This is a genomic window from Yersinia alsatica, assembly GCF_025133195.1.
Taxonomy (GTDB): Bacteria; Pseudomonadota; Gammaproteobacteria; order Enterobacterales; family Enterobacteriaceae; genus Yersinia; species Yersinia alsatica.
In genome coordinates this window covers 3,630,418-3,642,604 of sequence record NZ_CP104006.1, presented here as the reverse complement: position 1 = coordinate 3,642,604, position 12,187 = coordinate 3,630,418, and the positions used below count along the sequence as shown (strand labels likewise).

Below are 12,187 nucleotides of genomic sequence, written 5' to 3'. Positions count from 1 at the left end.
TGATTATCGCAATATAAATGCGGTAAACAGCACATCGCTGACTACCTGATTAGGTTGGCCTTTAACCATTGGCGGGCTAAGAACGTTTTTAATTTCACCGACTAAACGCTGTTTGCCTTCTTCATTAGACAGGCTATCGGCGGACTGACGGGAGAGCAGCAACAGCAAGCGGCTGCGCACTTCCGGCAGATAGTCATTGAGTTTTGCACGAGTGGTATCGTCAGGTAGCCTTAAGGTCAGCCCGATATAAAGCACACGATCCAGATTGTTATCTGGCGTGATCAGATTGACCGTGAAGGTCTCCAGTGGCATGAACACCGGGGAAACCGGGGCAGCTTTTGCCGTGGTAGGTTTACTCTTATTGAGCAGCCACCAGCTATAACCGCCACCCGCAGTTGCTGCTACCGCAATCAGCACCAGCAGGATCACCCAGATCGAACTCTTACGCTTGGCCGGGAAGGTATTTTCAGACATGGAGAAGACAAGTTCCTGTTTCGGTATCAAACCGGTGAACCACGATAATAATCTGGGGCAGGTCACCCCAGGTTATCCGAATTATTACTGATGATTATCCCGCGCATCCTTAATCCCAATGGGCAGAATAGGTGGCGAAAAACGGCCTAACTTACTCGTTTGTCACCTTTTGCTGAAACTAACAGCAATTTTAGGCGAAAATATCAACGCCACCCTTGCCATTCGCCAGTGCCTGCAATGCGGCTGGGGTGGTCAGTGGGGTGCTGGTTACGGTCTCGCCTGAGGCAATTTCGCCATAGCCCGGTTGACCACGAGATGCAAAACCTTGTTGATTTTGCTGGCTCTGTTGTTGTGCTTGCTGCCATTGACCTTCGCTGCCGACACTGCTTTGGCCTAGTTGGATACCATTTTCAGCTAATGCACTGCGCAAACTGGGCATCGCCGCTTCGATAGCGGCCCGAACTTGGCTATGCGCTGAAGCAAAATGCAATTGAGCCTGGTTATCTTCTATTTTAAGGCTGATCTGGAGCGCACCTAACTCTTGCGGATTTAAGCGTAACTCAGCATTTTGCTGCCCATTACGACTGAACATAATCACTTGTTGCCCAAGTGATTGCTGCCATTCCTGGCTGCCCAATTGTGCGCTTAAATGGCCGCTAGCCGGGGGGCTGACCAGGGTGCTGGCGGTGGTTGATAACACCGGGCTAGAAACTGGCGGCAGAGACGGCGTGACGGTACTTGCGCTGGCTAAGGTTTTGTCTACTGCTGCTGAGGTGACGGCGGTTTCTACTTGCGCGGCTAATGGCGCCACTTTGGCGTTGTGGTCAGTATCTTTCGCACTCAACGGGCCCAGTTTATCTTGCGCTGCTGCTGTTTTAGATTTGGCGGTTGTCGCGGGCAGTACATCACCGTTGGTGGATTTATCACTCTTCACATTGCCCAGCGTGCCGCCAATCAATGCAGCTAAACCTTTATCTTGCGAGGTTAGGTTAGTCAGCGCGGCGATATCTTGCTTGGTACTGGTCTTGCTATCGGTTAGGCCATTGGCATTGGTTTTTTGCCCAGAACTGGCAGTTCCCAGAGTGTTGGCAACCTGATGGGGCAACATGGCCAACAAGGTTTGCAATGCAGCAAGATCGACTTTATCGCTGGTTTTATCCAACGCGCTGTCATCATTTGCCGTGGTTTTTTTGATACCTGCGGCATCCCCGGTTTGCCCTGCATGAGTCAGACCTGCGGGCAGTGTGGCACTGATGTCGCCTAATGCAGCCAACAACTGATTCAGTTTGCTGTTACCCGTGATTGATTTGCCACCGTCAACATCGGCGGTGATATCGGTCGTGGCGGCCAGAGAGGATTTCAGTGTCGAAGCATCAATGGCAGTAAGCTCTTTACCCAGTTGGTCACCCAATAATTTGGCAAAATCAGCCGGCAGCCCCGCATCGGTAAACAGAGCAGCAATGGAGGATGAGGATGCCGCGCCCTCGGCTTCACCGGCAGTTGCAGTTGTTGAGGCCGCAGCAGTAGGCAATAAAGACAGATTCATGAATTTAGACTCCTTTGTGAGGCTCGCTGGGCGAACTCATCCATCAATTTTTGATCCAAACGGTTTTCTTGCAGGCGTGCGGTGGTGTCGGCGCGCTCTTGCAATGTCTCAAATGCGTTTAGCCGCTGCTGTTTCTCTTGCCAGTGTTTAACTGCCTGTTCAACTTTGACATTCCATTGAGCCAACTGATTTCTATGTTGATCAATGGCTTGCTCCAATGTTTGAATAAATTGTTGATAATTTTGCCAGCTGGAGGAGGCCATCCCGTTACTCAGGGTGTCATTCAACCGCACCCGATATTCATCCTGATAAGACAGCAACATGGTGAGTTGCTGCTCAGCATTTTGATAGGACAGACGAGCTTGCCCCAGCTGAGTAGTTGCCTGTTCAACGGCCTTTTGGGCCAGTTCGCACAGGGTAACGAGAGGTGACTGATTTTTCATCGTATTCCTCATTTACACCCTTACTCTAATGTCGTTGAGCATCAGGTGGGATAGCAGGGACGTCATCGGCTGGCGATTAGCCAGGGAACAGACTCTTCAAGTGCTGGCAGGCATCTTCATAGCTGCTACGCTCGAACATGCCTTGCTGTAAGAAAATTTCCATTTGTGGATACAGGGCTATAGCCTTATCCAATAAAGGGTCGCTACCTGCGGCATAGGCACCCACACTGACCAAATCGCGGTTACGCTGGAAGCTAGCCAGTAACTGCTTGAATTGGCGAACTTTACTGTAATGGTTCTCATCAATCAGCGAGGTCATGGCGCGACTGATTGAGGCTTCAATATCGATAGCCGGGTAGTGGCCGGATTCAGCTAGCCGGCGTGATAACACCACGTGGCCGTCAAGAATGGCGCGCGCCGAGTCGGCGATAGGGTCTTGCTGGTCATCGCCTTCGGTTAATACGGTATAAAATGCGGTAATGGAGCCGCCACCGGATACCCCGTTACCGGCCCGTTCAACCAGAGCCGGTAATTTGGCAAATACGGACGGTGGATAACCCTTGGTTGCCGGAGGTTCACCAATAGCCAGCGCGATTTCACGTTGTGCCATAGCATAGCGAGTGAGGGAGTCCATAATCAGCAAGACGTGCTGGCCGCGATCGCGAAAATCTTCTGCAATGCGGGTGGCATAAGCCGCGCCCTGCATGCGCAGTAGCGGCGAAACATCGGCTGGGGCCGCTATCACCACCGAACGGGCACGACCTTCAGCGCCGAGAATATTCTCGATAAAGTCTTTTACTTCGCGCCCACGTTCACCGATTAGCCCAACGACAATCACATCAGCCTGGGTGTAGCGGGCCATCATCCCCAGAAGCACACTTTTACCAACCCCAGAACCAGCAAACAGCCCCATACGCTGGCCGCGACCTACCGTCAGCAGGGCATTAATGGTGCGCACGCCAACATCCAAGACCTGCTCAATTGCGGTGCGCTGCAATGGGTTGATGGGCGGGGTAATCAGGGGGGCGCGATAGCCGGTTTCAGGTGCCGGTAAACCATCAAGCGGTTTGGCACTGCCGTCCAGCACTCGTCCCAGTAATTCTGGGCCAAGAGGCAGTTGCTTGCTGGCCGAGGCACCACCGGTTGTGACTCGCGCATAGACACGAGCGCCGGGCACAATGCCTTCCACTTCTTCCAGTGGCATCAGGAACAGACGCTGGCCATTAAAGCCGACCACTTCACTTTCAACTTCCTGAACTTCGCCGTTATCGTGGCGTTCAATCAGACAAGTTGCACCCAATGGCAACTGTAGGCCGGTGGCTTCCAGCACCAGACCCGTCGCTCGCGTCAATCGCCCATAACGGCGGATGGTGGTTGATTGGCTGATACGCTCTTCGAATTTATCCAAAGAGGTGAGCCAGCGACCAAGACGGGCGGTCATCATAATTCTCCCGGTGCTGCCAGCCGACACAGTTCATGCCAGCGAGTCGCCAGACTGGCATCCAAGTCGCCTTCTTCGGCACTGACCTTGCAGCCGCCCGGATGAATTTGACTATCACCCAATAAACGCCAGCCATGCAGACTCAGGGTGGTTCCTAAACGCTGTTCAACCACGGCTAAGTCATTCGGATTCACTCGTAATTGCGGCTTACCGGCAAACATCGGTTCTTGCTGAATCATCTGCTGGATTTGGGCGAGCAAGGCGGTGCCATCACAAATTGCGGGTTGACCCAAAATCTGTTTGGCTGCCGCCAGCGCCATCTGCATAAGCCGCGAAGCAATGACGCTATCCAGTGCATCCAGAGTGCTTTGGAAGTCGTTAACCAGCAGTTGCCAGTGGGCAGTTATCGGGGCCAGTTGTTTCTCGGCATCAGCCAAAGCTTGCTGATGACCCTCTTCAAGACCGGTTTGATAACCTTTATCCAGACCTTCTTGCAGCCCTTTGGCAAAACCTTGTTGCCGGCCTTGCTTCTCAGCTTCGAGTTGCAGGTTTATCAGTGTTTGTTGCTCATCAACGGCAGTGGGCTCAGTCTCGGTACCCGGCTCATCAGTAAACAGCATGCTGATATCTGGCGCCGTGGATGCAGCGATAGGCTCGGGCTGGCTGGCAAAATCGTTAAGTGACCAGGGCTGCCAGGGCAGGGTATTAATCCGATCAGACATAGATATCCTCGCCGCCACCGATGACTATCTCGCCGCTTTCCGCCAAACGACGGACGATGAGCAAGATAGCTTTCTGTTCGTTTTCCACCAGTGACATACGCACCGGTCCGCGGGTTGCCAAGTCGTCGCGCAAGATTTCTGCTGCGCGCAGTGACATATTGCTGAGGAAGCGCTCGCGCAGTGCTTGATCCGCACCTTTCAATGCAATCAACAGCGACTCGTTGTCGATCTCTTGTAGCAAACGCTGAATGCTGCGGTCGTCGACACTGACCAAGTTCTCGAACAGGAACATTTCGTCGATAATTTTCTGTGCCAGCTCGCCGTCATATTCGCGTACCGCTTCCATAACCGTCTCTTCCTGCTGTGTTTTCATCAGGTTGATAATCTCGGCTGCGGTGCGGATACCGCCCATTTTGCTGCGTTTGAGATTCTGGCCATCGAGCAGGTTGTTCAGCACTTCAGTTAATTCAGCCAACGCCGCGGGTTGAACACCGCCAAAGGTGGCGATACGCAACATGACATCGTTGCGCAGGCGCTCGTCGAACAGGGCCAGAATGTCGGCGGCCTGAGCGCGTTTGAGGTGAACCAAAATGGTGGCAATGATCTGCGGATGTTCATCGCGGATCAGGTCGGCCGCCATCTGCGGTTCCATAAAGTTGAGTGTTTCCATACCACTGGTGGTTTCGCGTGATTCCAGAATATCTTCCAACAAGCTGGACGCACGCTCTTCCCCCAAGGCTTTTATCAGCACGGTGCGCAGATAATCGCTGGCATTGACACTCAGAGCCGCATATTGCTCGGCATCGTCTTCAAACTCAGCCAAGACATCAACCAACTGCTGATGAGAGACCTGACGCATACTCGCCATAGTGGTACTGAGCTGTTGCACTTCGCGCGAGGAGAGGTGCTTAAACACCTCGGCGGCATGGTCTTCACCCAGAGTCATCAGCATGATGGCGCTTTTTTCAGTTCCGGTCAGGCTCATTGGTCATTACTCATCCATTGACGGATAACCAGCGCGACAACACGTGGGTCTTTATCCGCAAGTTCGCGTATACGCTGGGCCTGAACTTCAGCACTTACCCGCTGCTGATTTTTCTTACGTAAGGCCAGCTCTTCTTTACTCTGTTTCGCCGTTTCAGTGGCTTGCGCGGTCTGAACAATGTTATTGACCGAGGCTGCTGCTTTATCAGCAATTTGTTTCTTGGCAATTAATGGACGAACCAGTTTGCGCCATAAGATCCACGCCACCAGCAAGATCAGCAGATAACGACCCGCATTCAGCAACTGATCAAAGAAGGACGGTTGTTGCCAGAATGGTAGGGTATTGCCGGAGGCATCATCGGTAGCATTAAATGGCGTGTTCACCACATTTAAGGTGTCGCCACGATTAGTGGAGAAGCCCATCGCCTCGCGGGTCAGAGATTCCACCTGCGCCAATTGATCTTTAGTCAAGGCAATGGGTTTGCCCGCTTTATCACTGCCGTAATTAACCACCACGGCGACGGAGAGGCGCTGTACCATGCCCGCTTGCTGCTGGGTGTGGCGGATAGTGCGGTCAACTTCGAAGTTAGTGGTTTGGTCATGGCGACTATTACTGGATGTCGCTGTCGGCCGGGTTGTGGCAGGGCGATTCGCCGCATTGGCATTATTCGCGGCTGCACCCGCAGCACTGGGTGCCGCAGCCGGCTGAGGCACTTCAATCGGAGCGACCGGCGTGGCTGAAGGTTGGTTGGACAATGCCCCCGGCACGCCACCAACATTGGTGCCGCCCAGTTGTTCACTGGAGCTGACTTGCTGAGAACGTACCGCGCCTTGGTTGGCTGCCTGATTCGGTTTGTACTCTTCGTCAGTCTGTTCGCGGCTGGCGAAATCAACCTGGGCAGTCACCTGAGCATGCACATTACCGCTGCCGACCATAGGGGCCAGAATGGTTTCAATGCGGCGCTGGAAGCGGTTTTCAACTTCATTGGTAAATTTGAGTTGTGCCGCATTTAAGTCGCGACCGGCGCTGTCAGATTGCGTCAGCAAACGACCGGTCTGATCGACCACGGTGACGTTAGCCGGTGGTAAGCCAGCCACACTGCTGGATACCATATACACGATAGCGTTAATCTGACCGTCATCAAGTGCACGGCCAGGTTGCAAGGCGAGTGTTACCGAGGCAGTCGGTGATTTTTGTTCGCGGACAAACAGTGAGGGTTTTGGCATCGCCAAATGGACTCGTACATTCAGTACTGGCCCCAGAGTGCCGATAGTCCGGGCGAGTTCACCTTCCAGCGCCCGCTGGTAGTTAACTTGCTCACTGAATTGGCTAATGCCAAATTTTTCCTGGTCCAGCAGCTCGAAACCGACTGCACCACCTTTAGGTAAACCTTGCTGTGCCAAACGCAGGCGGGTTTCATGTACTTTATCCGCCGGGATCAACAACGCCCCGCCATTATCAGCGAAGCGGTAAGGAATATTCAGTTGTGTCAGTTGTGTGACGATATCGCCACCGTCACGATCACTCAGGTTGCTATAAAGAACGCGATAATCTGGGCTTTTAGCCCATAACATCAGCGCGACAATAATAGCGATAGCGGCTGCCGCTGCAATCAGCAGTGGGATTTTTGGATTCGCGCGTAGGCGTGCCAGTGTCGTCGCAAAGGTATTTTCACGATTTTCACCGCCGGTTATCGAGGCATTCATACACGTCCTTGGCCAAGCTGATCAACGTTTGAGTGAGTATTCTTTGTGTAACTAGTGTGTCGAAACAAAACAGACTCCCAAGTGAAAGCATCAATAACTGATATCCCCTTTTGTGGGCACGCCATTATTTGCTGTAAGTGAGTGGTTTGATGGCTCAATTAGCCGGTATTTTTGTGTCTAATTAGCCGCTTTAGCGCAAAAATGATGTGTTAGGGTGTCATCCTGAAAAAAGTGATACGGGTCTGGCGGTGAATAACTGTGTTGGCCGCTTCACTTGTCATGATGTTATTCGAACAACTGAATGTTCTGGGGTGAGTATGTCTGTCCAAGGTATCGAAGGGGTTTTACAGCAGTTGCAGGTCACTGCATTGCAAGCATCTAACTCGGTGAAAACATTGCCCGCAGAAGCCGGTTTTGCCAGTGAATTAAAAGCGGCAATTGGCAAAATCAGTGAAAATCAGCAACATGCTCGCACCCAAGCACAAAATTTTGAGTTGGGCGTCCCCGGTGTCGGTCTGAATGATGTGATGGTGGACATGCAGAAGTCATCGGTCTCTTTACAGCTCGGTATTCAGGTACGTAATAAGCTGGTTGCGGCTTATCAAGACGTAATGAATATGGGGGTTTAATTATTTTAAATCTTTGCTGACTCCCCGCACGACTTAAAATAACTTGGGCTTTGTGCAGTGAAATGCCAGCCCGAGAGTCTCTTTCTCATGGTGATAATTAACTTCGCACCTGTGAGCAAAATCTCATTCAACATTTATGTAACAATTCGATGCGATATTTATTATTCAAATCAATTGATATAGGTGGCTGTAATGAGAATTTATTTAATGATATTCCTTGTCTCTTTTCCTATTTTTTCATTCTCTAGTGAACTCCAACCACTCTTGGCCGAACCGGCAATAATGAAAGTTTCAGAAGCTGTTTGCAGTAATCGCTATGTGAAGAAAGAGCGAATTGCCTGCATGAAATTAGTCGATTTATCCATTCTTAAAGCTTATTGGGTTGGGCAGATGAAAAATACTTGCAGCTCGAGGTTTGATACGCCGAAACCTGGCTGCGTTAATATTAAAAGGCTGGCGAATGCATTAGATAGAATGGGCGGGCGATATCTTGAGGAATAATATAAGGCAATAACTGCGCCACAGATGTTATTCAAATTCTTCGTGTGACAATGCCCATAGATAAAGTGATGCAGTGGTACCATAAGGGGTATAACGGCGGCGATATCGTTCAAAACGCTCGCGCGGCAATGTTTTATGGCGATATAAATTCATCATACCTCGGCGTATTGCCAGGTCACCCCAACTGACTATATCTGGGCGAGAAAGTGAAGAGATAAGCAGCATTTCTGCCGTCCAAATACCCACGCCGTTAAGGTTCGATAACTGAGTAATGACGTCATTATCGGGTAACTGCGAGATAGCTGATAAATCCAGTGATCCATCGAGTGCCGCATCTGCGGCTCCTTTAATGTATCCGGCTTTTCTCATGGTCATACCACAAGCTTGAATAGCCTCAATAGGCGCTGCTGCCACCGCCGTTGGTGTAACAGCACCGAGTAAAGTCACCAGGCGCGCATTAACAGTGAGCGCCGCTTTAACCGATATTTGCTGATCAACGATATTTCTGATTAATGCGGCAAATAGATCTGGTGATAATGGGCGGGCTATCATCCCTAATCGATCGATGGCCGCCGCCATCTTTTTATCCCGCCGCTTGAGATGATTAATTTCTGTTTCACCGTAGCTATAAAACATGCTTAAAAACTCCCTTATGGTGCATGTGAAAAGCGAAAAGCTTAGCCTCAATTCTGTTTGGCGCACACTCCGTTTCTTGCTGCTGGTGTTTAAGCCGTCTCCGCCAACGTAATATTCTGATGACCTATTCTTTGCAGTAATGCCGATACATCAATAACATCCACTTTATCGGCTTGCAAGTGAGCCACGGCGTATTCATGCCAGATACCCGATTGCAGGAACAAGATAAATATCTCTCTATCCAGATGATTCTCGTTCACCATATTAACCATGATGTTCAGTGCCTCAGATAACAATTTCCCCGGTTTATAAGGGCGATCGGCGGCGGTCAGCGCTTCAAAAACATCAGCAATGGCCATCATACGGACAGGAATACTCATCTGGGTATAATTGAGTCGATAAGGATATCCTTTACCATCCATCCGTTCATGATGCCCGCCGGCAATAGTGGGCACATTCGCCATGGTGCGCGGGAAGGGGAGTTTTTTAAGCATTACAATGGTCTGCATAATATGCTCATTTATTTTATAGCGATCTTCTTCCGTCAGTGTCCCACGGCGAATACTGAGGTTATAAATCTCCCCACGGTTATAAAGTAAGGTTGGCTCTGGCACTTTGAAATCATAATATTCTGGGCGTCTGTTTTTATTATCGCGATAAATAATATGTTCTTCTTTATCTGCCAGCATAGGCTCTTGTACTGGCAATGATGCGGCTGGCTGCCGGGCTTTACGTGCTCGTTCCTCATTAGCAATACCAGCGTTATCATCCAATGTGCGCGTCCAGCGATAACCGGCAATTTGCTGAATACGGGTTATTGCTTCATCAGACATAAATTCGCCGCCGACATTACAGTTAGCGATAAAGTAAAAATCTTCATCTAACTGGCGCAATTCATCAGCCAGCAATTGTTGGTCAGCTTCACTGGCCGTGATGGTGGCATGGCGGCGCAAGAAGGCAATTTCTTTCTCACGTTTTAATACTTCAAACCGCATTCTTACCTCGTGAATACGGTCATAAATTAATTCCAGTTTTGTTGATTTATCGACAACAAATTCTGGTGTTGTTATCTTGCCACAGTCATGTAACCAGCAAGCTGTATGCAGTTCTTCCCACTCATTCTCTGATAAAGTAAAGTCAGCAAAAGGCCCTTCTTTAACATTAACCGCGGCTTTGGCAAGCATTTTGGTTATTTCAGGTACCCGCTGGCAGTGCCCTCCGGTATAAGCACTCTTGGCATCTATTGCACCGGCAATAAGCTCTATAAATGCATTGAGCAGATTTTTTTGTTCTTGCAGTAATCGTTGTGTTTCTACAGAAACAGACAAACTACCAACCAGCGCATTAACTAACTGAATTTTTGACCGTTCACGTTCAGTATTTAATACATAAGGGTTAAAGAGCAGCAAGAAGCCCAATAATTGTTCATCATGCGTCTTCATTGGCACAGCAATAAAACGTAGCGGTAAATAGGGCAGGAGGAAGTCTTTCAATTGGCTGAATATATTTTCTTTGTTCAATGTGCCAGTGATGGTTTTTCCCTCCAGCACGGGATGGAAGGTGGCAAAATTATCTTCTGCTACCTGTAATGAAGACATCTCTGCCACAGGGATATTTTCACCATTCCAGCGAAATGCCGTTGGCGTAAAGATCCCTTCATTTTTATCCGCGAGGAATATCATCCCCCCAGTCATTGCTGCAATTTCCGTGGTTTCACTCAATAAACCCTGCATCTGACGGAAGAAGTTACTTTCGGCTGTCAGCATATTGCCCATGGAAATAAACTGTTTTAGCGTCGACTTCATTTTTGACATTGATTTGTGCAATTCATCCACTTCTTCAATCACCGAGTGCTCTACCTCGTGTTCCTCGAAATATAAGTTGCTGATGGAGTCAGCATCTTTACGGAGACGAATAAGCGGGTTGGATATTTTTCTGGAGAAGTACCAGACGATCGGCAAGCTGAGCATCAGAAGAATAAAGGCAATAAAGGTCGAATGATTACGAATAGAATTAGCATCGGCAGTTAGATAGCTGGCTGGAGTCGCAATGACTAACTGATATTTATTGTTATTGTTATTAATATCGACAACAGCACCATACCATTGCTGACTTTGTGCTTCAAACATGATGCTATCACCACTATTACCATCAAGATTGTTGGTGGCGGTGCTATTTTCTTTAGCATTTAGCAATGCTTGCAATACCGGAACTTGTTTATCAGCACTGGCAGAGACTGTTGTGCTTTCTTTGATTTTTGGCAAGCTAGCGATAACTTCGCCGCGAGAGTTAATAATGATGGCCTGACTGCCTGGCGGTAAGTTTTGTTTAACAAGAAATTGTGATAAAGATGCTAATGAAACATCGAGTCCAATAATTGCCTTTTTATTCTCAGCCTGACGGCTATAAGTAAAACCCGCCTCTCCTGTGCCTTTGAAAATATAGATAGGGGAGGTGACTAATGTAGGGCTGGCCGAGGCCAAAATAAACCAATCTCGCCGGCGGGGATCATAGTTATCATTGTCCCGAGGCATAACGGCAATGACTTGCTGCTGTTTATTCAGATAGATAAAGCGTTTTTCCGGCAAGCTATCGAGAAAGCGATTACTTTGAATCATCCACTCAGCATCTTCAGGGGCATGAAATAAGAGGCGATTAGCCGCTGTCAGACGCCTCAGCATAAATAAATCCCCATTAGGATAAGCACTGTAGACAGCGCTGGCATAGTTATTCTGCTTGAGGATTTCAATAAACTTACCCACAAAGTTCATTCTTTGTTCAAGGGTGGATAATTCTGTAATTTGCATACTGGCGAGAATATTAACCGACATCATCATCGGGCGGGTCACCGCATCTAACTCGGCCGCAATTGCTTGGCCAGTTTTTTGATACTGCCTATTGGTGCTGATTTCAGTCAATTTAGTGAGTTGGCTATGACCAAAGATAATAATTACCGTGCCAATTGAGACAATCAGCAACGTAAACAGGGCTGCAATCTGGATGTGCAGAGGATAGCGGTTTTTTAGTCCGAACAGGTTGCTAAGCATCATAACCATCCCGGAAGATTATTATTTAATCAAATTTAATAATAGAATGTACTGGCC

Annotated in this window: 11 protein-coding genes; 2 read left to right on the top strand and 9 right to left on the bottom strand. The window is 49.2% G+C overall.

From position 1 onward, the window contains the following. Positions 1–3: 3 nt before the first annotated feature. The 7 genes from fliL to fliF all read right to left on the bottom strand — a co-directional run bounded on the left by fliL (position 4) and on the right by fliF (position 7,317). A complete protein-coding gene (gene fliL, locus N0H69_RS16250; protein ID WP_050106668.1) occupies positions 4–474 on the bottom strand; it encodes a flagellar basal body-associated protein FliL in 471 nt (156 codons plus the stop codon). A 190-nt stretch (positions 475–664) separates the two neighbouring features. Beyond that, positions 665–2,020 (bottom strand): flagellar hook-length control protein FliK, encoded by a 1,356-nt coding sequence (locus N0H69_RS16245; protein ID WP_050151303.1) that lies wholly within the window; start codon positions 2,018–2,020, stop codon positions 665–667. Continuing rightward, positions 2,017–2,463, bottom strand: coding sequence for a flagellar export protein FliJ (gene fliJ / locus N0H69_RS16240; protein ID WP_050106666.1), 447 nt, complete (start codon positions 2,461–2,463; stop codon positions 2,017–2,019). The genes N0H69_RS16245 and fliJ overlap by 4 nt, the downstream gene beginning before the upstream one ends. A gap of 76 nt (positions 2,464–2,539) precedes the next feature. Next, positions 2,540–3,904: a flagellar protein export ATPase FliI gene (fliI, locus tag N0H69_RS16235; protein WP_050106665.1), complete on the bottom strand. Its 1,365-nt coding sequence runs from the start codon at positions 3,902–3,904 to the stop codon at positions 2,540–2,542. After that, complete coding sequence (fliH, locus tag N0H69_RS16230) at positions 3,904–4,626, bottom strand: flagellar assembly protein FliH (RefSeq protein WP_050106664.1); 723 nt, start codon at positions 4,624–4,626, stop codon at positions 3,904–3,906. The genes fliI and fliH overlap by 1 nt, the downstream gene beginning before the upstream one ends. After that, entirely contained in the window at positions 4,619–5,611 is a 993-nt protein-coding gene (fliG, locus tag N0H69_RS16225; RefSeq protein ID WP_032910786.1) for a flagellar motor switch protein FliG, read from the bottom strand. Before fliG ends, fliH begins: the two co-directional genes overlap by 8 nt. After that, a complete protein-coding gene (gene fliF, locus N0H69_RS16220) occupies positions 5,608–7,317 on the bottom strand; it encodes a flagellar basal-body MS-ring/collar protein FliF (RefSeq protein ID WP_050151302.1) in 1,710 nt (569 codons plus the stop codon). The genes fliG and fliF overlap by 4 nt, the downstream gene beginning before the upstream one ends. 317 nt (positions 7,318–7,634) lie before the next feature. On the opposite strand from fliF, the gene fliE reads away from it, so the two are divergent. Next, a complete protein-coding gene (fliE, locus tag N0H69_RS16215) occupies positions 7,635–7,946 on the top strand; it encodes a flagellar hook-basal body complex protein FliE (RefSeq protein WP_050106662.1) in 312 nt (103 codons plus the stop codon). 192 nt (positions 7,947–8,138) lie between these two features. Then, complete coding sequence (locus N0H69_RS16210; protein WP_072077527.1) at positions 8,139–8,447, top strand: hypothetical protein; 309 nt, start codon at positions 8,139–8,141, stop codon at positions 8,445–8,447. 27 nt (positions 8,448–8,474) lie between these two features. Here N0H69_RS16210 and N0H69_RS16205 read toward each other — a convergent pair whose 3' ends face one another. Together N0H69_RS16205 and N0H69_RS16200 are read right to left on the bottom strand one after the other, a co-directional pair. Next, positions 8,475–9,083 (bottom strand): DNA-3-methyladenine glycosylase family protein, encoded by a 609-nt coding sequence (locus N0H69_RS16205; RefSeq protein ID WP_050121958.1) that lies wholly within the window; start codon positions 9,081–9,083, stop codon positions 8,475–8,477. Between the two features lie 89 nt (positions 9,084–9,172). Beyond that, on the bottom strand, positions 9,173–12,130 hold the full coding sequence (locus tag N0H69_RS16200; protein WP_050151384.1) for an HD domain-containing phosphohydrolase: 2,958 nt from the start codon (positions 12,128–12,130) through the stop codon (positions 9,173–9,175). Positions 12,131–12,187: the final 57 nt, after the last annotated feature.